Raw genomic sequence first — 20,629 nt, 5'->3', positions numbered from 1 at the left:
ACGACGCTACCCGGATCGAGCAGTCCGTCGCCGCTACGAGCCGTACTGCTTGCGCAGCTGCGGTTTGACCACCTTGCCGCTGGCATTGCGGGGCAATGCGTCGATCAGCACCAGTTCCTTCGGGTGCTTGTAGCGGGCCAGGCGCTCGTTGAGGAAGGGTTCGAGGTCTTCCAGCGTCAGCGGCGCCTCGCCGGCCGCTACCGCCACTATGGCCACCGGAACCTCGCCCCACTTGTCGTGGGCACGCCCGATCACGGCGGCCTCCTGGATCAGTGGGTGCTCGAACAGCACGTTCTCCACCTCGGCGCAGTAGATGTTCTCGCCGCCGGAGATGATCATGTCCTTCTTGCGGTCGACGACGTAGACGAAACCCTCGTCGTCGACGCGGACCAGATCCCCGGAGTGGAACCAGTCGCCGGCGAACGCCTCGGCGGTCGCCTCGGGTTTGTTCCAGTAGCCCTGCATCATGGTCGGCCCGCGGTAGACGATCTCGCCGATCTCACCGGGCGCCACGTCGTTCATGTTCTCATCGACGACCCGCGCCGAGATGGTCGGGATCACCTTGCCCACCGAGCCGAGTTTGCGGATCGCGTCCTTGCCCTGCAGCACGCAGGTGACCGGTGACATCTCGGTCTGGCCGAACACCGCGACGTTGAGCGCGTCCGGGAAGGTCTCCGCCATGGCCCGCAGTACGGTGTCGGACGCCGGAGCCGCCCCCCAGCTGATCACTTCGAGCGCCAGGTCTCGTTGCGGCACAGTCGGATCGGCACAGATGACCTGCCACTGTGCCGGAACCAGGAACACCGAGGTGGCGCGCTCGCGCTCCCAGGCGTCCAGGGTGTCGGTGGCGTTGAACGCGCCGAGCGGGTGAATCACCGTCTTGGTGCCCAGCATCAGGTTGGGTGCGATGCTGCCCAGGCCGGCGATGTGGAACATCGGCGCGGCGCAGAAGTACACGCTGTCCGGGCTGATCTGCAGCGCCTGAATACAGGTCAGCGACTGGGCCAGCAGGTTCGAGTGGGACAGGATGGCGCCCTTGGGACTTCCGGTGGTTCCCGAGGTGTACATGATCAGGGCCGGGGTGTCTTCTGGGACGTCGGCGCCGGGGTGCGGGTCGCCCGGCTCGGCGATCAGCGATTCGTAGTCATCGCCGAGCACCACGGCCACGTCGAGTCCGGGGGTGTTCTTGCGGACTGCCTCCATGAGCGGTGCCAGCAGCTGATCGGTGATGACGCCCTTGGCACCGCTGTCGGTGACGATGTAGCTGATCTCGGGGTCGGTGAGGCGGAAGTTGACCGGTACGGCGATGGCACCCAGGGCGTTGATCGCCAAGGTCGCCTCGATGTATTCGGTGTGGTTGAGCATCACGATCAGTACCCGATCGCCGAAGGAGATGCCGCGCCGGAACAGTGCCCCGGCCAGGCGCTCGGAGCGATCGTGCAGTTGTTGCCAGGTGGTGTCGTTGCCGCGGCAGCGGAAGGCAACGGCGTCGGGACGCATTTCGGCGTGGGTCGCCACCTGATTCATCCAGTGGTTGCGGCGAGACCGCAGCGGCTGAGCGATCATTCGCCGAACACCGCCTTGCGCTTCTGCAGCATCGCGGCGGCGCCTTCGAAGAAGTCGGGCGAGCCCAGCAACTCCACCTGACCGGCTTTCTCGCGGGCCAGCGCGGCGTCGAGCGCTGCGAGGTTGGTGGCATTGAGCGCACGCTTGGTCAATTCGATGGCGCGACGCGGTCCGTGGGCCAGCTTCTCGGCGGCCTCATTCACCCGGGCGTCCAACTCCGCCTCGCCGAGCACCGCGTTGATCAGGCCGGCATCGCGGGCGGCGGTCGCCGACAGGCGCTCACCGAGCAGGGCCATCTCGTTGGCCACCGCCCGTCCGGCGGCCGCCGCGACCAGGGCGGTTGTGCCGCCGTCGGGCATCAGGCCGATGTTGGTGAACGAGAGCAGGAAGTAGGCGCTCTCGGCGGCGTAGATCAGATCCGCGGCCAGCGCCAGACCGACGCCGACGCCGGCGGCCGGACCGTTGATCCGCGCGATCACCGGTACCGGGGTCTGCGCGACCGAGTTGACCAGCCGCGAGGCGCAGTCCATCACCTCCTCGGGGCTCACGCCGCCGGCGGTGGCCGACAGGTCGGCACCGGTGCAGAAGGCCTTGCCTTCGCCGGTGATCACGATGGCCCGCACACCGGGGTCGTCGGCCGCGCCGGCGATGACGTCACCCAGGCCCGCCATCGTGGCGTAGTCGATCGCGTTGAGCCGGGCGGGGTTGGTAATCGTCACCCGCAACACCCGGCCGTCGCGGGTCGCGGTGAGTTTGGCGGAGCTGGCGTTCTCGGACACGGTCAGACCCGCCCTTCGATGAACCGGGATTGCAGCACGTCACTTCCTCCGTGGATGAAAACGTAAATTGTGGTTAACGTATGGGCGTCGGGTCCAACAGTCAACACGGGGGTGAAAATGGCCGCGTCCATGGCTGCGGGATCGGTCACTGCGGTGCAGCGCCGCCCCAAGGACCGCAAGGCGCAGATCGTGCGCGCCGCGGCCCGTGCCTTCAGCGAACGCGGCTACCACGCGGTCGGGGTCGACGAGATCGCCGCGGAGGTCGGTATCTCCGGACCTGCGCTGTATCGGCACTTCGCCAACAAGTACGCGCTGCTGGTCGCGACGGCCCAGTACACGGCGGGGGCGCTGGTGAGCGCCGCGCGATCCGCCGACGATCCGAGCCGGCCGGCGCCGGAGCGGTTGCGCGCGATCACCGCCGCGCTGATCGAGACCACGATCGGGACGCGGCGTGAGGGCGCGTTCTACCGGTGGGAGCGGCGGTACCTGCAGTTGCCGGATCGCAAGGACATCCGGGCCGGCTATGACGCGCTCAACGCCGCGATCGCCGAGCCGTTGGCGGCGCTGCGCCCGGAACTTCCCCAGGCCGACACCGCGATCCTGGCCGCCGCCGCCCTGAGCGTGATCGGGAGCATCTCCGCTCACCGAACGCGATTGCCCGCCGCCGCACTTGCGGAACTGTTGGCGGAGCTGTGCTGGTCGGTGCTCACCGTCGAGTTGCCCCCGGCGCCGTCGGGTCCCGCGCCCCGACGACCGGAGCGGGGTCTGCCCAGCACATCCAAGCGGGAACGGCTGCTCGCGGAGGCGATCCGGATGTTCGGCCAGCGCGGCTTCTACGAAGTCAGCATCGAGGAGATCGGCACCGCGGCCGGACTGAACGGCTCCAGCGCCTATCGCTATTACCCGAGCAAGGCGGCCTTGCTGGCCGTCGCCTTCCATCGGGCCAGCGCCCGAGTGCTGATGGCCATCACCGACTCCCTGGCCGAGTCGACCAGTGCGCGGCAGGCGGCCCTGCGCATCGCCGAGCGCTATACCGCGCTGGCGTTCGCCGCGCCCGAGCTGATCAACATCTATTTCGCCGAGTTCGCCAACCTGCCCGAACCCGACCGCGTCGAACTGCGCGGTCTGCAGCGGCAGAACGTCGACGAATGGGCTCACCTGGTGAGCCAGGTCGGCGCAGGCGACACCGAAGCGGTCTTCCGCGTCCATGCGGCGCTTGCGCTAGTCGTCGATATAGGACGCCTGGTTAACTTTGATGATCGAGACGAACAGCGGTCCCGGATCCATGCCTTGATGGCGGCCGTACTTTTCGGCACCGGCGGCCGGTGACTGCAGACCGCCACGCTGGCTACGATCGAGCGATGACTGCCGCACCGACAGGACAGCGAAACGCCGTCACCGCCGCGCGAGGGCTCGCCGGACTGCTGCTGGGTGCCGGGGCAGGACATTTCGTCGTCCCTCAACCGTTCGACGCGATCGTTCCGCCGGAGTTGCCGGGCAGCGCCCGCATGTACACCTATCTGTCGGGAGTCGCCGAGCTGGTCATCGGTGCCCTGCTGTTGGCGCCGCGCACCCGCCGCAGGGCCGGGCTGGCCGCGGCCGCCCTGTTCGTCGCGGTGTACCCGGCGAATATCCACTCGGTCCGGTTACTGTGGGCCAAACCGTGGTTGAGGGCGGGGGCGATCGCGCGCCTGCCGTTGCAGATTCCGATGATCGTCGCGGCGTTGCGGGTGTGGCGCACCGGTTAGTGGTGGCTTGATGAATGTGGTGGCCTAGATGGCCTACGTCAAGGCGTCCGAGCGCGAGGGACAGATCGTCGCGGCCGCGATGCGGGTACTGCGTGACGTCGGCGTAGCGGGCACGACGTTGCGTGGGGTTGCCGCTGAAGCCGGAATCCCACTGGGCACATTGCACTACGTCTTTCCGTCCAAGGACCTGCTGCTGCGTGCGGTGATCGCCGCGGTCATGGACGACGTTGTGGACGCGGTGCGCGCCGATCTGCAACTCGACCGGGGGGTGGCCCATGCGCTGCGGCAGGGCGTGACGAACTTCTGGACCACGTTGGTGGAAAGCGACACCGGCCTGCAGATCATGCAATACGAGCTGGCCATGTACTCGGTGCGCAGCGAAGGCTCGGGTGGCCTGGCCCAGCTGCAATATGAGCGCTACACCGCGCTCGTCACCCAGTTCTGCGCCCAAGCCGCGCAGGCGGCGGGGGAGCGCTGCGCCGTTGATTTCGACAGTCTCGGACGGCTCGCGCTTGCCCTGGTGGACGGCCTGATTGTGCAGTACGTGACAAACCCGGACTCTGAGCGGGCACGGCGCGACCTCGACCGCGCCGTGGACATGGTCGTGCAGTTCGCCGACCCGCAGCCCATCGGTGACCGCCCGCGCCACGGCGGCTGATTCTTGGACCGCCGCCCGGTAAGTCGCCGAAACCTTGACTCGGTCGGTTGACCGACTTAGATTATCGAGCGTGCAGTCAGGCGACGCGGCGGTGGCCACCACGGTGGCCGTAGTGGGTGCGGGGATGTCCGGATTGACGGCTGCCCGCGATCTGCACCGGGCCGGCATCGACGTACTGGTTCTCGAGGCCGCGGACCGGCTCGGCGGACGGGCCATGACCGAGACGAGCTCCCTGGGGTCGCGAGTGGACCTCGGCGGTCAGTGGATCGGCCACGACCACCACCGGATCATGGCGCTGGCCGCAGAACTGGGCGCCACGCAGTTTCGGATGCACACCCGGCCGTTGCCGATCGTGGTCGACGGGGCGCGCCGGCTACGCGCCGCGGGGCCGTCGATGCTGGTGACCCTTCTGGTTCTGGTCGGCGTCGAGGTGTGGTCCCGTATCGCCAAGACGCAACGGTGGAATGCCAAGACGGTGCAGGCCTGGCTGCGCCGAGTGCCGGGGCGCGCTCGGCGGCTGCTCGAAGTGCTGGCGTACATCTCGTGGACCGCTGACCTTGATCGCTGCTCCGTTCACGCGATGGCGCGGAGCATCCGCCAGCAGGGCGGGCTGCGAACCATGTTGGCGACGGCCGGGGGCGCTCAGGAGTCCTTGGTCGCCGAAGGGATCGGCTCGCTGATCGATGGCCTCGCCGTCGAACTCGGTTCGCGGGTGCTCCCGGGGCGCCGGGTCACCTCGATCGTGCACAGCGGTGATGGCGTCACCGTCGGAACGACCGCGGGTGACATCCGTGCCGCGAAAGTCATTGTGACGGTGCCGCCGCCGCTCACCGGACGAATCACCTACGACCCGCCGCTCCCGCCCGATCGTGCCGCATTGGCGTCCGATACCTATATGGGTTCGGTGTACAAGGGCGTGGCGGTCTATCCACGCCCGTTCTGGAGAGACCGGGCCGGCGGCGAGTTCCTGGTCCTGGACAAACCCGGACGGGCGGTGTTCGACACCGGCGCGCCGGGCGGTCCCGGCCATCTGTGCGTGCTCGTAGGGGGTCCGGAGGCGCGCGAGCTCGACCGACTCGATGCTCTCGAGCGGCGCAACGCGGTGCTCGGTGCGCTGGCCCGCTACGTCGGTCCCGACGTTCTCGAACCGGCGAGCTGGCACGAAAAGTCCTGGCACCTCGATGAATACGTCGGCGGCGGCTACGTCGCACTGGCGCTGCCCGGGACCACCGACGGTATCCCGCCGATCGAGTGCACCCCGACCGGCGACATTCATTGGGCGGGTAGCGAGACGGCGCGTGACCACGCGGGATATCTGGAGGGCGCCATCGAGTCGGGCACCCGGGCGGCCCGTGAGGTGCTCGAGGCGCTGTCGTTCTCCCAATGAAGCACGGCGCGGTCAGGCCTGGCGTTGTCCGTAGCGGCGGCGAAATTTCTCGACCTGCCCGGCGGAGTCGACGATTCGGCTGTTTCCGGTCCAGAACGGATGCGAGGCCGCGCTGATCTCCACGATCACCAGCGGATAGCTGCGAGGGCCCGCAGGGGTGGGCCACTCGATGGTGCGGTCGCTGGTCACGGTGGAGCGGGTCAGGAACGTCTGGCCGGTGGTGGCGTCCTGGAAGACGACGGGGTGGTAGTCGGGGTGGATGCCGGGCTTCATCGCTGGTCTCCGTCTCGGGTGCGGTAAAGGGAAATGTCTGCAGTGGCCGTGGGGGTTTCGTCGCACGGTTCCTGGTGGTGATCGCCGAACGGGTCGGGGTAGCCGGCCCACTGGTTCGGGCTGCGTAGCTCGTCGTCGGTGAGCAGTGCGTCCGACAGTGCCTCGCGGATCCGCTCGGGTCGGGCGCCGCAGACCAGAACCACCAGCGAGGTGTGCCGATCGCCGTAACGGTGGTCCCAGATCAGATCCGCGAACGCATGCCGCTCCGGGGAGACGCGGGCGGCCTCCTCGGCCGTCATCGCGGCCAGCCACTTGCCCACTGCGCAGGTGTGCAACCCGCCACCCGCCGACTCCAGCCAGATCGCTCGCTCGCCCCGGTTGGCCAACCACAGCCGCCCGCGAGCTCGGATCACTCCGTCGAGTAGGGCATCAAGGGCCGCGTGCAGGCGTTGCGGATGAAACGGTCGGCGGGCGTGGAATTCGATCAGCTCAACCGGGCCCTCGGCCCGTAGCGGCGGTTGACCGGCCAGCAGCGGGGCGTGTGGATCATCGCCGCGACCGCGGCGCGCGCCGTCATCGAGATGGGTCAGCGCCTGTTCAAGGCGATCGGTTCCGGCGGTGATGCGCGCCAGCGGAGCCAACCGGCGCAGTATCGCCAGAGCCGTCGGGTCCGGGGCGTAAACCACCAGGGCATCGGCGGACTCAGCCTGGCCGACCACCACCTGCGCGATGGTACGGCCGTCGTCGAGTTCGTCGTCGCCGAGCGCTTGCGGCAGCCACGCGGTGGCATCGAGGCAGGTGACGACCGCGGCGACCGCCACATCGCGGCCGGCCGGTCCGTCGATGTATCCCGGTCCCACGCGGACCCGCACGTTGCGGATCGCCCAGCAGATGGGCTGCGGCTCCAGCCAATTGGGCAGCTGAACGACGATGCGTTCAACGCCGGCCCGCCGGTGCAGTCGGCGCAACAGGACCAGTAGGTCGTTGCGCAGGGTGCAGGACACGCAGCCGTGCGCCAGCTCCAGGGCCAACGTCGTGGCAACCGCTGTCGTGCTGGTGGTTTCCCGCACCACCACGTGACCGTCCAGGCCGTAGGCGACGGTCACCGTGCCCGCCTTGGCCTGCAAGGCTTTGGTCGCTGCGTCGGTGCCGTACTGCCCGGCCACCAGGATCACCGGAGTCCGCATCATCCTCCTACTGAAAATCATTGTCATTAAGACCGTCCCTACGGTAGCCTCCAGCGCGTCGCTTGTCGACAATCATTTTCAATAAGGGTTGAAGGAGAGCTCCGTTGTCTGCACGCTGCCAAGTCACCGGCCGGGTGCCCGGATTCGGGAATGCGGTGTCGCACTCGCATCGCCGCACCCGGCGCCGCTGGTCGCCGAACATCCAAGTCAGGACCTACTATCTGGCGTCGCAAGATCGCCGGATCCGGCTACGGGTCAGCGCGAAGGGCATCAAGGTCATCGACCGGGACGGCATCGAGGCCGTGGTGGCCCGGTTGCGACGCGAAGGACAGCGGATCTGATGGCGCGCACCGATATTCGTCCCATCGTCAAACTGCGCTCCACCGCGGGCACCGGCTACACCTACGTCACCCGCAAGAACCGGCGCAACGACCCCGACCGCCTGGTGCTGCGCAAGTACGACCCCGTGGTCCGTCGCCATGTCGACTTTCGGGAGGAGCGCTGAGCCATGGCCAAGAAATCCAAGATCGTGAAGAACGAGCAGCGCCGAGTGCTGGTGGCCCGCTACGCCGAGCGGCGCGCTGAGCTCAAGGAGATCATTCGTTCGACGGCGAGCAGCCCGCAGCAGCGACTGGCCGCCCAGCGCGCGCTGGCGCGCCACCCGCGCGATGCCAGCCCGGTCCGGTTGCGCAACCGCGACAGCGCCGACGGGCGCCCCCGCGGCTACCTTCGCAAATTCGGACTCTCGCGCGTGCGTATGCGCCAACTCGCGCACGAAGGCCACCTGCCCGGCGTCCGGAAGGCGAGCTGGTAGATGGCGATCAAACCCAAAGAGTCGCGGCGTGTTTCGCGGAGCGCGCCCAGGTCTGCCAAGCCGAACCTCCTCGCCAAACTGGGCCTGACGGTTGTGGACTACAAAGACACCGCCGCGCTGCGCATCTTCATCTCTCCGCGCGGCAAGATCCGCTCACGTGCCGTCACCGGCCTCACCGTTCGTCAACAACGCCAGGTCGCCTGCGCCATCAAGAACGCTCGGGAAATGGCACTCCTGCCGTATCCGGGGCCCACGGTCGAGGGCTGACGACGCACCGAGCCGGATCACGCCGGTAGCTGTTTGGTGGGTCGGTCGTGCACCACGATCGGCCACCAGAACCAGCGACCGGCCAGGGTTGCGACGGCTGGGATGACCAGGGACCGGATGAGCAGCGTATCCAGCAACAGTCCCAGGCCGACAGCAGTACCGGTCTGGGCGATGTTGTGCGCATAGCCGGCCAGCATGGCGAACATGGTGAACCCGAACACCAACCCGGCGGTGGTGACCACCCCGCCGGTGTTGACCATGGCGCGGATGATGCCGGTCTTGATGCCGGCCCCGATCTCCTCTTTGAACCGGGCGACCAGCAGCATGTTGTAGTCGGCGCCCACCGCGACCAGAAACACGAAGGAGACCGGGGCCACCGACCAGTGCAGCGGGTTGCCGATGAGGTCCTGCCAGACGAAAGCGGTCAAACCCAGTGCCGCCAGATAGGACAGGGCCACGGTTCCGATCACCGCGATCGCCGCGACCAGACTGCGGAGCAGGATCAGGATCACGCAGAACACGAACGCGAACGCGGCTACCGCACTGGTGATGAAGTCTTCCCGCGCGAAGGCCTCGATATTGAGCAGGGTGCCCCCGGGGCCACCGAGGCTTACCGTGCTGCCGGCCAGCGATGTGCCTTTGATCGCTTGCAGTGCGGTCGGGATGACGTTGGCGCTGACATCCATCGCTTCGCGGCTGAACCCCTCCATCTCGGGGGTGACGACCATGCGAGTCATCATGCCGTCGGGGGAGAAGAAGTAGGGCATAGCGTTCTTGAACAGCGGATTGTCGAAGGCCTGACTGGGCAGGAAGAACGAACCGTTGGGGTCGCCGCCGGAAAAGCTTTGGCTGAGTTCCTCGGTGAACGTGGTGATTTCGGCGATCTGGGGAACCAACGTCTGCAGGGTGGCGCGCACCGGTTCGGTCGCGGCATTGACCTGGGCTGCGAAGCCTTTCAGGCTGTCGAGCTGTGCGGACAGCTCGGGCAGGGTGCGGGCGACGGCGTGGGTTCCGCCGGCCAGTCGGTCCACCAGTCCGTCGAAACGATGAAGGTCTTCGAAGAGCGAGAAGCTGGTGAGTGCCGCCCGGCACGGTTCATTGTCCCGGCAGTTGGGGATGGAATCGATGAACACGCGGGCGGGCGCGGCGGCGTCGCGCAGCGAATCCATCTTCGTCACGACGCCGCTCAGGGCGGCCTGGAGTTCGGTTGCGCTGCCGTTGATCTCATCGCTGCCGGCGCGCCCGCTGTGCAGGGCCTGCTCAATCCCGGCGATGGTGAGCTGGAGTCGTCCCACCTCGCCGTTGAGGATCAGCAGGTCATCGGCGCGTTGGCTGAGCACATCGGTCATCTGCGTCAGTCGTTGACCGAGGTAGCCGGCCTGGGAGGTCAGCGTGCCCTGCTGCAGCGGCGCGCCCAGGGGGCGGGTGATGCCTTGAACGTTGGAGATTCCGGGAATCGCCAGCACCGCGTTGGCCAGTTTGGCCAGGGCGATCATGTCCGACGGATTGCGCATGTCGTGATCGGCTTCGACCAGGAAGACGCTGGGAGACATGATGTTGGGCGGAAGGTGGCGGTCGGCCGCGGCGATGCCCAGGTTGGCCGGTGAGTTGCTGGGCTGGGCGATGCGTTCGTTGTAGCTGGGATGAAACGTCGGCAGCACCAGCAGGGCCAGGCTCAGCACCGCCAGCGAGCCCACCAGGACCGGGCCCGGCCAGCGCACCACGGTGGTGGCGATCCGCCGCCAGCGACGCAGCGACTTCTGATCGCGGCCTTTGTGCGGCTCGAAGAACCCCAACCGGCTGCCGACCGCGAGGATGGCCGGCCCCAGCGTCAGTGCCGCGGCGAGGGTGATGACGACCGCGATGGTGCACGGCAACCCGGAGGTGCTGAAGATCGCCAGCCGGGTGAATGTCATGCATGCGGTCGCCCCGGCGATGGTCAGGCCCGAGGCGATGATGATGTGTTGCACACCGCGTAGCGCCGCGTAGTACGCGGCGGACGGGTCGGCCCCGGCCCGGCGTGCCTCTTGGTAGCGACCCAAGAGAAAGATGCCGTAGTCGATTCCGGCTCCCAGGACCATGACCGCCATCAGTGCTGAGGCGAAGATGGAGACGCCGATGACGTGGTGGCTGCCCAGCAGTGCGACCACCGGCCGGCCGACGCCGAGTCCGGCTCCGGCGACCAGCATCGGCATCGCCACCGTGATCGGTGAGCGGTAGACCCAGAACAAGATGGCGCCGACGAGCGCGCCGCAGGCGATCAGCAGCAGCAGGATCGAGTCGTTGATCGACACCAGTTCGTCGTTGACGACCGCTGACGGACCGGTCAGGTGTGCGGTGATCCCCGCAGGGGGCTCGGTGGCGGCGATGATGTCGCGAACGGCCTGGGTCGAGGACATCGCCAGGGCGGTGCCCATGTTGCCGCTCAGGTTGAGCAAGACGTAGGCGGCATGACCGTCGGCGCTCTCGTTCGCCGAGGCGAACTGGGGATCGGACCAGAGATCCATTGCCGAGTTGACGTGCGCGGTGTCGGCGGTAATCCGATCCAGCAATGTGGAGTAGTAGCGGTGGGCGTCGGGGCCAAGGGGTTCGTCGCCTTCGAGCAACAGGTAGACGAAGTTGTTGGTGCCGGCGCCGCCGAAGTGGTCGCCCAGCTTCACGATGGCCTGCACCGACGCGGCATCGTCGGGCAGAAAAGACTTCGCGTGCTCGGTGATGACCGTTTCCAATTGCGGGACGGCGAGATTGAGCGCGCCGGCGGCGCCCACCCACAGCACGATGATGGGCACTGCGAACCGATAGAGCAGCCGGGCGATCAGGGGCCGGCTCTCGGGCGCACTCATGCGACCGGCTCCTTGCATGCCACCGCCGACGACATGGACGATTGCTCATCGCGTACCTGCCCGTCGATGACGACGCGACAGGACAACGGTTCGGTCTCGGATTGCGCCATCACCCCGGTGGGCACGGTGATGCGCTGGGTGCGCAGGGTGGTCTGCCAGGGCAGGGTCGCCGATACCTGGCGCACCGAGCCGTCGACGTCGAGATAGGACGCGAATACCGGGGTGCCGGCCGGACCGTCCACGCGGTATTCGACGACCTTCTCTTTGAGTCGGCCGACCGCCGGAGGGCGCGGCGAGTGGCCGACCGCTGGGTCGGGGATGTCGCTGAGCCTCAGATGGGCGATGAACACCCCGGTGGCGCCCAGCGTTGCTGCCACGACCAGATACACCCAGGCGGAACGCATCTCACACGGCACCGTCGGTGAAGGTGATGCGCACGGAGACCGGCGCGCTCGCCAGCGCGCGAAACGTGGCCACGGCCAAGCCGGCGAAGGCGGGCCGGGACGCGAAGGTGCGTGCGCGGGCCGTCACGTCGTCGTCGGGTTGGAACCGTGCGAGTCCGCTGCGCCATTGCTTGCCCTGGCGTATGCGGACTTGTGGATTGGCGGTGATGTTGGCTCCCCACCCCGACCGTGCCCCATGCTGGGAGATCACCCAGGCGCCGCTGTCGTCGAAGCAGGCGGCGACCGGAACGTGCCGCGTCTTTCCTGTCTTGCGGCCGATGGTCTGCAGTTCGGTGGCCAGTGTGGTGCTGATGCCCAGGCGGGCCAGTGCCGATACCAGGGGGTTGGCGATGTAGCGCCCCACTCGTCGTTCGGCGCGGAACTTGCGTAGGGCTTGCTCGGCGCTTCGTGTCATCGCTGACTCCCCATCCCCCTGCGCCGATGAACCAGCCCGGCGACCGCGGTATACCAATTGGTCTACTCGTGTGCTGCGAGGCTAGTAGACTGATCGGTATATCGCAAACAGTCGGGGTCGGGAAAGGTGATGGTGATGGCGGCGCGTGACCGGCTCATCAGCAGTGCGATCGCACTACTGCAGCGCAAAGGTGTTGCAGGTACTGGGATTTCCGAACTCCTCGCGCATAGCGGGATCGCGCGACGCTCGGTGTACCTCAATTTTCCCGGTGGCAAAGCCGAACTTGTCGCCAATGCGGCCAGAACCGCTGGTCGGACTACCTCTGACATGATCCGGCGGTTGCTGGCCGAGGCGGATGCGGTGACGGCCGTCGAGGCGTTCATTGCGGTGTGGAAGGAAGCCTTGATCGGCAGCGAGTTTCGTGCGGGCTGTCCGATTGTGGCCGCAGCGTTGGGACGCTCCGAAGCGCCCGATGCGGCCGATGTCGCCGGCGCGGTGTTCGCCGACTGGGAGCACCTACTGGCCGATCGGCTGGAAGAGGCCGATGTCGCGCCCGAGACCGCGCAGCAGCTGGCCACCACCACCATCGCAGCGGTTGAGGGCGCGGTGATCATGTCGCTGGCCGCCAAATCGGCGGCGCCGTTGCTGCGGACCGGGCAACTGCTCAAAGAGCTTGTCGCGCAGCACACCCGGTCTTAGCGGCCGGTGGCCTCAGCCGATGTGGAACACGACCTCCAGGGCCAGGAATCCGAAGACGAGCAGTCCGAGGATTCCGGCGAGTACCGGGAGAACAAGCACTGGATCTTTCATGGATCGAGACGTTATACAGCCGCGGGTTGTAGGAAATGCAAAAGTGTTGCCGATCACGTCATCTCGGGACTTTGGTCTGTGACCGCGATCACTTGGGTTGCTGCGCGGGCTCAGGTGTAAGCGACGCGAACCCGGTGGATGTGGCCCTCGAACGGAAACGGTGCGCGCTCCCGGTAGTCCAGGGACACCGGCGAGCCCAGGCAGGTGCCGACGTCGAGGCAGTCGTTGGCGGTGAACAACAACGGTGCGCTGACGGGCACCTGGCCCTCGGCAACAGTGTCGCCGTTGACGGCCACGGTGATGTCGAGCGGTCCGGCCGGGCGCGGTTCCGCATACTGCGTGGTCACGGCAATGGTGGCGCGTCCGGGCGGCACCTTGGTCGCTGAACGAATCTTGGTGCGCGACAAGATGAACAGGTTGTACTCGTAGCAGAGATGACCGTCGTCGAAGTAGCACGTCAGGCCGCCGGCGCCGGCCCCGAGGGCATACAGCACTCCGTTCGCGTCGGCCGGGATGTCGGCATCGATGGTGACCACGTTGTTCTTGTTGCCAAGCGCCGGCGCACAGAATTCGGGCATCCGCACGGTATCGCCGGTGAAGTCCCACTCGGTGTAGGGCGGGGCGATGCGCAACTCGGGGTGGTAGACGGGCACCCACAGGCCACCGCCGATGGGCAGCACCGCATTGCGGGCCGCCTCGACCATGAACACCTCGCGCAGCTGGGCGAGTTTCTCGGGCATCTGTGCGGCCAGATCGCGGGCCTGCGTCCAGTCCTCGTCGAGGTTGTAGAGCTCCCACACGTCAGCGTCGGGGGTCCAGGTGGCTATGCCGGGCGGTTGGCCGGGCACCCACGGCAGTCGGGGACCGCGGGCCGACGCCATCCAGCCATCGTGGTAGATCGCGCGGCTGCCCATGATCTCGAAGTACTGGGTCTTCTTGCCGCCGGTCGCATTCCGGTCGGCCAGCGTGCGCGCGAAGCTGGCCCCGGCCAACGGCAGCTGTGGTTGTCCGTGCACCGTCTGGGGTGCCTCGATCCCGATGACTTCGTAGATGGTCGGTACCACGTCGTTGCAGTGCAGGAAAACGTCCCGCGGCGCCGAGTCCGCGGCGATCTTGGCCGGCCAGCGCACCACCATCGGGTTGCGGGTGCCGCCCAGGTGCGACGCCAGCAGTTTCATGCCCTTGTACGGGGTGGATCCGGCCCAGGCCCACCCCGCGTGGTACTGGTTGTCGACCAGGGGAGATCCCAACACGTCCAGGCCGCCGAGTGCGTCGAGGGCATCGATGTGCTGACGCACCGTGGTGGGGATCCCGTTCTGGGCCAACAGCTCCGAGATGGTGCCGTTCTGGCCTTCGCCGGAGGAGCCGTTGTCGCCCCAGATGTAGAAGAACAGCGTGTTGTCGGCGTAGCCGAGGCTTTCCAGCTCGTCGGCGATCCGGCCGACCTGGACGTCGACGTGCTCGGCGTAACCGGCGGCAACCTCCATCAGTCGGCGCTGGAACGGCTTCTCGTCCTCGGGGATGTCGTCCCAGGCGGTCAGGGTCTCGTCGCGTTCGGTGAGCGAACAGTCCTGGGGAATCCATCCTTTGGTCTTGGCCCGTTCGAACACCCGCTGGCGATAGGCGTCCCAGCCGTCGTCGAACTTGCCGGCGTACTTGTCGGCCCATTCCTTCATGATGTGGTGCGGGCCGTGCAGGCAGCCGCTGGCCCAATACATGAAGAACGGCTTGTCGGCGTTGAAGGCCTTGTGCCGCCGCAGCCAGGAGATGGCGTCGTCGGCCAGGTCCTCGGACAGGTGATAACCCTCTTCGGGTGTCCTCGGCGGGGCCACCACGGTGGTGTTGCGCACCAGGTTGGGCTCGTACTGGGATGCTTCGCCGGCCAAGAATCCATAGAAGTATTCGAAACCCAGACCGGTGGGCCAGTTTTCGAACGGTCCGGCGGCGGTGGTCTGCTCTGCGGGGGTGTTGTGCCACTTCCCGAAGGCCGACGTGGCGTAGCCGTACTGCTTGAGCACCTCGGCTGCCGTGGCGCTTGATGCTGGAATCTTGCCGGCGTAGCCGTCCCAGTCATTGGCCAGCTCGGCGATCTGTCCGTTGCCGATCTCGTGGTGATTGCGGCCGGTGAGCAACGACGCCCGGGTGGGTGAGCACATGGCTGTGGTGTGAAACCGGTTGTAGGACACGCCTTGCCCGCAGATCCGGTCGAGGGTCGCGGTGGTCACCTCGCCGCCGAACGTCGACGGCAGGCCGGGGCCGGCGTCGTCGATGAGCACGATGACGACATTGGGTGCATCGGCGTGCAGTCGCCGGGGGACCGGCCGCGGACTGTAGGTCGACTCCTGCAGGGTCCGGCCCGCGACACTGCCGGACCCGACCGGCGGGAACGGCAGCACCGCGCCGTTGGGCAACACCGGAGCCACTATCTGATCGCCCAACGCCGGTCTCCTTACCTGAGGTGCATCGTCAGCTGCGTCGGACACATCGTCGTATGCCGCCGGCCGTTCAGCTACTCGAGCCGCCTCGTGGCGGGTCGGGCGCCAGGCTGCCGTCCGGGGCGATGTGGGCGAAGATCTGCTGCAGCAGCGTCAAGATGTGCGGGTCATCGACGGTGTAGATGTGGTGGCGCCCGTCACGGCGGGCATTGATCAGGCCGGCCAGTCGCAGCTTGGTCAGGTGCTGGCTCATGGTGGCGACATTGACGCCCGCTCGCCGCGCCAGGGTTGTCACGTCGTAGGCATCCTGGGCGGCCAGCCACATCACGTGCAGGCGTGCCGGACTGCTGAGCAGCGCGAACGTACTCGCGGCGGATGCCAGTTGGGGTTGGGTGGGTTCATCGGGCCGGTTGCCTGAACTGATTTCTTCGGGCAGCCGTTCTTCATCTTTAGCCATGGCGGCATTCATTTTGTCTCAACTCCCATGACGGGATTCGCCGAACGACACATTCATATAGTTGCGCAATCGCCAAAGTGTCGCCAGAATTGGGCAGTTCACGCGGCGTGTTGGCCGCCCGGCGGGTGCGACCCAAGCCCGCTGTCAGACCACAGGATTGGTTGCTGCCGAATTGAATCCGACATCGTTGCTGCTGCGCCCGGCCGCCCTGGGCATCCGTGCTGCCTCAGCCGTCGTCGGCGCGGCCGCTCGCAGTGCATCGGCCACCACCGAGGCCGTGGGGGCCATCACCTCGGCCGGACTGCAGGTCGCCGCGCTGCCGATTCGTGAAGCCACCCGGGTGCTGTCCGGCGAATCCACCACGGCGACGCTGACCCGCAGGTGCTGGCGCGGGGAGAACCGCGCCTGGATCGAGGTCCGTGGCTTGAGCGAATCCGCCGACCTCGGGCAGCGGGTGCTCGACGCGCTCGCCGCCGAGCCCGGAGTGGTGTCGGCGCGGCTGAACCGCCCGTTGTCGCGGGTCGTGGTGGAGCTCGCCGTCGATGACGAGCAGGTATCGCTGAATGACCTGTGCCGCCTGATCGCCGGAGTCGAACGCGGCTACCGCCGCGCCGAAGGCCCGGCAGCTACGAACGGCGCGGCACCGGCCACCGTCTTGCCCGGCGACGGGTTGTTGCTGATGGCCCGGGGTGTGATGGTCGGCGTCAACGCCGCCGGGCTGGCCATCGCGGTCGCCGGGCGCGCGTTGCGGCTGCCGCAGGCGCCGATCACCGTCGACGCCGTCGCGGCGCTGGCGAACTACCAGCCGTGGCTGCGCCAGCAACTTGCCGAGCGAATCGGCCGGGGTCCGGCCGACACGGTGCTGTCGCTGATCTCCACCGGAGCGCGCATCGCCACCTTGTCGCCGGCCACGCTGGCAGTGGACTTGGCGTTGCAAGGCGTCAAGGCCGCCGAATCTGCGGCCGCGGCGCAGGCCTGGATCCGCCACGAGCCGCACCTGGCCAGGCACGCCGACCAGGCGCAGGTACACGTGTCGTCGCGGCCGGTGCCCCTGCCGGAGGGAGCGATCGACCGGCACGGCAGGCGGGCGGGCTACGTCCAGCTGTTCGGGGCCGGCCTGGTGGGAGTGCTGACCCGCAATGTCACCACGGCCGCCACCGCGGCCGTGGTCGCCGGCCCGAAGGCCATGCGCACCACGACGGAGTCCTTCGCGGCCACCCTGAGCCGGTCGTTGGTCGAGCAGCACTCGGCGCTGCCGTTGCGCCCGGAGGGTGTGCGCCGACTCGATCGCGTCGACGCCGTTCTCATCGATCCGCGGTTGCTCTGCACCGCGAATGCACGCCACCCACTGGCCGCGGCGCTGCTGGCCGAGGCGCGGGCGTCCGGGGCGGAACTGGTCACCCTCGACGTCGAGTCCCTGGGGGAACTGCGACCCGCGTTCGACGAACTGGCGCCGGTCGAGATCGCCGCCGACGATGAACAACTCGACGACGCATTGGCCGCCGCGTTGACGGCACGGCAGCAAGACGGCCGCACCGTTGCGGTGCTGACGTCGACCGGCGCGCAGGCACTCGCCAGCGCCGACGTGGGCCTGGGGATCCTGCCCGACGATGCGGAGACGGCGCCGCCGTGGGAAGCGGATCTGCTGCTGGCCGACCTGGCCGGTGCCTGGCGGGTGCTGCATGCCATACCGGCGGCACGCGCGGCCGCCCAGCGCGGCATCTCCCTGTCCACCGGCGCCTCGACACTCGGTGCGCTGCTGATGGTTCCCGGCGTACGGGGCGGGCGCGGCCCCGGGCCGGTCACCGCCGGGGCGGCCACCGGGCTGCTCTCGGGATATCTGCTGGCGCGCCAGGTCGCTCGGACGCCGGCGCCGCGACCCGCACCGTCCTACGAGTGGCATGCGATGTCGCTCGACGAGGTCCGCGCGATCCTGCCGGTCCCCGACGTCGCCTGCGCCGCCGCCGAACTCGATGTTGTGCCGCCGCACATGGCCTGGCAGTTCATCAAGGCGGTGCGCGCCGAACTGTCGGATCCGCTGATGCCGGTGCTGGCGCTCAGTTCGGCGGCCACCGCAATGCTGGGTTCGCCGGTCGACGCGTTGATGGTCAGCACGGTGCTGATCGGCAACTGCATGCTTGCGGCAGCCCAGCAACTGCAGGCCGAGAACCGGCTGAACCGGCTTCTGGCCCAACAGACCCCACCGGCCCGCACCGTCGAGCCGGGCACCGACCGCTACGCCGAGATCGTCGCGGACCGCCTGATCCCCGGCACCGTGATCGAGGTCCGCAGCAATGAGGTCGTACCCGCCGACGCGCGGCTGATCGAGGCCACCGATCTCGAGGTCGACGAATCCTCGCTCACCGGCGAATCACTGTCGGTGGACAAGCAGACCGCGGCTGTGCTGCCCGGTGCTGAACTCGCCGAACGGCGCTGCATGCTCTACGCCGGCACGACGGTTGTCGCCGGCACGGCACGGGCCGTGGTCACCGCCGTCGGCGCCGACACTCAGGCCCGTCGTGCCGCCGAACTGGCCGCCGGGGATCTGCCGGTGGTCGGCCTGCAGCACCAGCTCAGTCAGCTGATGAGCCGTGCCTTCCCGGCCAGCGCCGGCGGCGGCCTGATGGTGGGTCTGCTGGGGATGCTGCGCGGCGGTGGGCTGCGCCTGGCCCTGGGCAATGCGATCGCGGTCGCGGTCGCCGCGGTGCCCGAGGGCATGCCGCTGATGGCGACCCTGGCCCAACATGCCTCGGCTCAACGCCTGACCGATTCCGGTGCGCTGGTGCGTATTCCACGCTCGGTGGAGGCCCTGGGCCGAGTCGAGGTGGTCTGCTTCGACAAGACCGGAACGTTGAGCGAGAACCGGCTGCGGGTCACCCGGGTGTACCCGGTCTCCGGCCACGCGCACGACGACGTGCTGCGGTGCGCGGCCAACGCCGCGCCGGCCCCCGAGGGCGACCCCCACGCGCATGCCACCGACCAGGCCGTGACTGAGGCTTCCGCCGCGATATCCGATGGCGGGGCACCCCTGTGGACCACCCCGGACGCGCACCTGCCGTTCCGCTCCGGCCGGGCGTTCTCGGCATCGGTGTTGGGCAGGGAGTTGATGATCAAGGGAGCTCCGGAAGTCGTGCTGTCCGCCTGCACGGGCCTCGGCCCGGACAGCGACGCGCCGGTCGCCGAACTGGCGGCCGGTGGGCTGCGGGTGATCGCGGTGGCGCAGCGTCGGCTCACTGCCGCTCAGGTGAAGGCCCTCGCCGACGACCCGGACATCCTCGCCGGGTTGTGCCAGGCCGGGCTGACACTCACCGGGTACCTCGGTATCTCCGACACTCCCCGTGCCGAAGCGCCACAACTGCTCGCCGACCTGGCGGACCGCGGCGTCGGGATCCGGCTGATCACCGGTGATCACCCCGTCACCGCCACCGCGATCGCTGCGGAATTGGGGGTGCCGGTCGCCGCCGAGCAAGTCATCACCGGGGCCCAGTGGAACGCGCTGTCGCGCAAGGATCAGGAAAGTGCGGTGGCGCAGCGGATGATCTTCGCCCGGATGTCGCCGGAGAACAAGGTGCAGGTCGTGCAGACCCTCGAACGCAGCGGACGGGTGTGCGCCATGGTCGGAGACGGCGCCAACGACGCGGCGGCGATCCGGGCCGCCAGCGTGGGTCTGGGTGTCGTCGCGCGCGGCAGCGATTCGGCGCACCTCACCGCCGACATCGTGTTGACCGATGGGCGCATCGGTGCACTGGTGGATGCCATCGACGAGGGCCAGCGACTGTGGCGCGGAGTGCAGTTGGCGGTGACCGGTCTGCTCGGCGGCAACGTCGGCGAGGTGATCTTCGGCGTCATCGGCACTGCACTGTCCGGGACCTCGCCGCTGAACAATCGCCAGCTGCTGCTGATGAACATGCTGACCGACGCGCTGCCGGCCACCGCGGTCGCGGTGAGCACCCCCGCCGGCTCCTCGCATCGGGTGGTGCACGGCATCGACGAACGCAGCCTGATGCGCGCCGTCGCGGTCCGCGGGGCGATCACCGGGGCCGCGGCCAGCGTCGCATGGGGGATGGCTCGCCTTTCTGCTGTACCGGGCGCTCGCCAGCGCGCCGCCACCGTCGCGTTGATCACCCTGGTCACCACCGAGCTTGCCCAGACCCTGGTCGACTCCCACGCGCCGTTGGTGTTGCTCACCGCCGCCGGTTCGTTCGCGGCGTTCGCGGCGATGATCAGCCTGCCGGGAATCAGCCAGCTGCTGGGTTGCGTCCCCGTCGGACCGCTGGGCTGGTCGCGGGCACTGGGGGCCACCGGCGCCGCAGTCCTGGCGATCGGCGCGGCGCCGCACGTGCTGCCGGCTGGGCGGCGCGGCTCGCAGGCCTCCGAGAGCGGCGCCGACGCTGCACCGCCGCACGCCAGGAGGCCAGGAGAGATGGCCGCGGTGCAAGCGCTGAGCGGGCCTCCCGACGGCCGGCCGCGCCGGACTGTAGCCCGCACCGGCATCAACCATCACCCGGCAGAGCTGGAGAATTCTTCGACGGCCTGACGGCCTGCGA

General features: G+C 68.2%; 19 protein-coding genes. 10 read left to right on the top strand and 9 right to left on the bottom strand.

Translation table 11 applies throughout. From position 1 onward, the window contains the following. Positions 1 to 33 precede the first annotated feature (33 nt). Positions 34 to 1,566, bottom strand: coding sequence for a fatty-acid--CoA ligase FadD5 (gene fadD5 / locus ACJH5R_RS01860; protein WP_406756144.1), 1,533 nt, complete (start codon positions 1,564 to 1,566; stop codon positions 34 to 36). Further along, on the bottom strand, positions 1,563 to 2,345 hold the full coding sequence (locus ACJH5R_RS01855) for an enoyl-CoA hydratase (RefSeq protein WP_406756143.1): 783 nt from the start codon (positions 2,343 to 2,345) through the stop codon (positions 1,563 to 1,565). The genes fadD5 and ACJH5R_RS01855 overlap by 4 nt, the downstream gene beginning before the upstream one ends. Before the next feature lie 117 nt (positions 2,346 to 2,462). On the opposite strand from ACJH5R_RS01855, the gene ACJH5R_RS01850 reads away from it, so the two are divergent. The 4 genes from ACJH5R_RS01850 to ACJH5R_RS01835 all read left to right on the top strand — a co-directional run bounded on the left by ACJH5R_RS01850 (position 2,463) and on the right by ACJH5R_RS01835 (position 6,138). Next, a complete protein-coding gene (locus tag ACJH5R_RS01850; RefSeq protein ID WP_406756142.1) occupies positions 2,463 to 3,674 on the top strand; it encodes a TetR/AcrR family transcriptional regulator in 1,212 nt (403 codons plus the stop codon). A 32-nt stretch (positions 3,675 to 3,706) separates the two neighbouring features. Beyond that, positions 3,707 to 4,093: a hypothetical protein gene (locus tag ACJH5R_RS01845; RefSeq protein ID WP_406756141.1), complete on the top strand. Its 387-nt coding sequence runs from the start codon at positions 3,707 to 3,709 to the stop codon at positions 4,091 to 4,093. A gap of 28 nt (positions 4,094 to 4,121) precedes the next feature. Continuing rightward, positions 4,122 to 4,751 (top strand): TetR/AcrR family transcriptional regulator, encoded by a 630-nt coding sequence (locus ACJH5R_RS01840; RefSeq protein WP_406756140.1) that lies wholly within the window; start codon positions 4,122 to 4,124, stop codon positions 4,749 to 4,751. A gap of 70 nt (positions 4,752 to 4,821) precedes the next feature. Further along, positions 4,822 to 6,138: a flavin monoamine oxidase family protein gene (locus ACJH5R_RS01835; RefSeq protein WP_406756139.1), complete on the top strand. Its 1,317-nt coding sequence runs from the start codon at positions 4,822 to 4,824 to the stop codon at positions 6,136 to 6,138. A gap of 12 nt (positions 6,139 to 6,150) precedes the next feature. On the opposite strand, the gene ACJH5R_RS01830 is transcribed toward ACJH5R_RS01835, so the two are convergent. Next, positions 6,151 to 6,411 (bottom strand): type B 50S ribosomal protein L31, encoded by a 261-nt coding sequence (locus ACJH5R_RS01830; RefSeq protein ID WP_220695731.1) that lies wholly within the window; start codon positions 6,409 to 6,411, stop codon positions 6,151 to 6,153. Beyond that, positions 6,408 to 7,598 carry a ribosome hibernation factor-recruiting GTPase MRF gene (gene mrf, locus ACJH5R_RS01825; RefSeq protein ID WP_406756138.1) on the bottom strand — a complete coding sequence of 397 codons (1,191 nt, stop codon included), beginning with the start codon at positions 7,596 to 7,598 and terminating at the stop codon, positions 6,408 to 6,410. The genes ACJH5R_RS01830 and mrf overlap by 4 nt, the downstream gene beginning before the upstream one ends. A gap of 104 nt (positions 7,599 to 7,702) precedes the next feature. On the opposite strand from mrf, the gene rpmB reads away from it, so the two are divergent. Genes rpmB through rpsR form a run of 4 tightly spaced genes read left to right on the top strand, consistent with a single transcriptional unit; the run spans position 7,703 to position 8,679 of the window. Beyond that, positions 7,703 to 7,939, top strand: coding sequence for a 50S ribosomal protein L28 (rpmB, locus tag ACJH5R_RS01820; RefSeq protein WP_406756137.1), 237 nt, complete (start codon positions 7,703 to 7,705; stop codon positions 7,937 to 7,939). Then, on the top strand, positions 7,939 to 8,103 hold the full coding sequence (gene rpmG / locus ACJH5R_RS01815; RefSeq protein ID WP_024441797.1) for a 50S ribosomal protein L33: 165 nt from the start codon (positions 7,939 to 7,941) through the stop codon (positions 8,101 to 8,103). Before rpmB ends, rpmG begins: the two co-directional genes overlap by 1 nt. 3 nt (positions 8,104 to 8,106) lie before the next feature. Then, on the top strand, positions 8,107 to 8,412 hold the full coding sequence (rpsN, locus tag ACJH5R_RS01810) for a 30S ribosomal protein S14 (protein WP_406756136.1): 306 nt from the start codon (positions 8,107 to 8,109) through the stop codon (positions 8,410 to 8,412). After that, positions 8,413 to 8,679 (top strand): 30S ribosomal protein S18, encoded by a 267-nt coding sequence (gene rpsR / locus ACJH5R_RS01805; protein WP_406756135.1) that lies wholly within the window; start codon positions 8,413 to 8,415, stop codon positions 8,677 to 8,679. 17 nt (positions 8,680 to 8,696) lie between these two features. Here the strand turns inward: rpsR and ACJH5R_RS01800 are convergent, their stop codons facing one another. Genes ACJH5R_RS01800 through ACJH5R_RS01790 form a run of 3 tightly spaced genes read right to left on the bottom strand, consistent with a single transcriptional unit; the run spans position 8,697 to position 12,380 of the window. Continuing rightward, on the bottom strand, positions 8,697 to 11,522 hold the full coding sequence (locus ACJH5R_RS01800; protein WP_406781172.1) for an RND family transporter: 2,826 nt from the start codon (positions 11,520 to 11,522) through the stop codon (positions 8,697 to 8,699). Continuing rightward, positions 11,519 to 11,926 (bottom strand): MmpS family transport accessory protein, encoded by a 408-nt coding sequence (locus ACJH5R_RS01795; protein WP_406756133.1) that lies wholly within the window; start codon positions 11,924 to 11,926, stop codon positions 11,519 to 11,521. The genes ACJH5R_RS01800 and ACJH5R_RS01795 overlap by 4 nt, the downstream gene beginning before the upstream one ends. A gap of 1 nt (position 11,927) precedes the next feature. Further along, positions 11,928 to 12,380 (bottom strand): nitroreductase family deazaflavin-dependent oxidoreductase, encoded by a 453-nt coding sequence (locus ACJH5R_RS01790; protein ID WP_406756132.1) that lies wholly within the window; start codon positions 12,378 to 12,380, stop codon positions 11,928 to 11,930. Between the two features lie 135 nt (positions 12,381 to 12,515). Between ACJH5R_RS01790 and ACJH5R_RS01785 the strand changes: the two genes are divergently transcribed. Continuing rightward, a complete protein-coding gene (locus ACJH5R_RS01785) occupies positions 12,516 to 13,079 on the top strand; it encodes a TetR/AcrR family transcriptional regulator (RefSeq protein ID WP_406756131.1) in 564 nt (187 codons plus the stop codon). A gap of 221 nt (positions 13,080 to 13,300) precedes the next feature. On the opposite strand, the gene ACJH5R_RS01780 is transcribed toward ACJH5R_RS01785, so the two are convergent. Continuing rightward, positions 13,301 to 15,628 (bottom strand): arylsulfatase, encoded by a 2,328-nt coding sequence (locus ACJH5R_RS01780; RefSeq protein WP_406781171.1) that lies wholly within the window; start codon positions 15,626 to 15,628, stop codon positions 13,301 to 13,303. Positions 15,629 to 15,695: 67 nt separating this feature from the next. After that, positions 15,696 to 16,082, bottom strand: a complete 387-nt coding sequence (locus ACJH5R_RS01775; RefSeq protein WP_406756129.1) for an ArsR/SmtB family transcription factor — start codon at positions 16,080 to 16,082, stop codon at positions 15,696 to 15,698. A gap of 214 nt (positions 16,083 to 16,296) precedes the next feature. On the opposite strand from ACJH5R_RS01775, the gene ACJH5R_RS01770 reads away from it, so the two are divergent. Beyond that, entirely contained in the window at positions 16,297 to 20,619 is a 4,323-nt protein-coding gene (locus ACJH5R_RS01770; RefSeq protein WP_406781358.1) for an HAD-IC family P-type ATPase, read from the top strand. The last annotated feature ends 10 nt before the right edge of the window (positions 20,620 to 20,629 follow it).

Origin of the sequence: Mycobacterium sp. SMC-19 (assembly GCF_045310815.1) — a bacterium.
Classification (GTDB): Bacteria; Actinomycetota; Actinomycetes; order Mycobacteriales; family Mycobacteriaceae; genus Mycobacterium.
The sequence above is the reverse complement of the archived record's forward strand: the minus strand, read 5'-3'. Positions and strand labels throughout refer to the sequence as shown.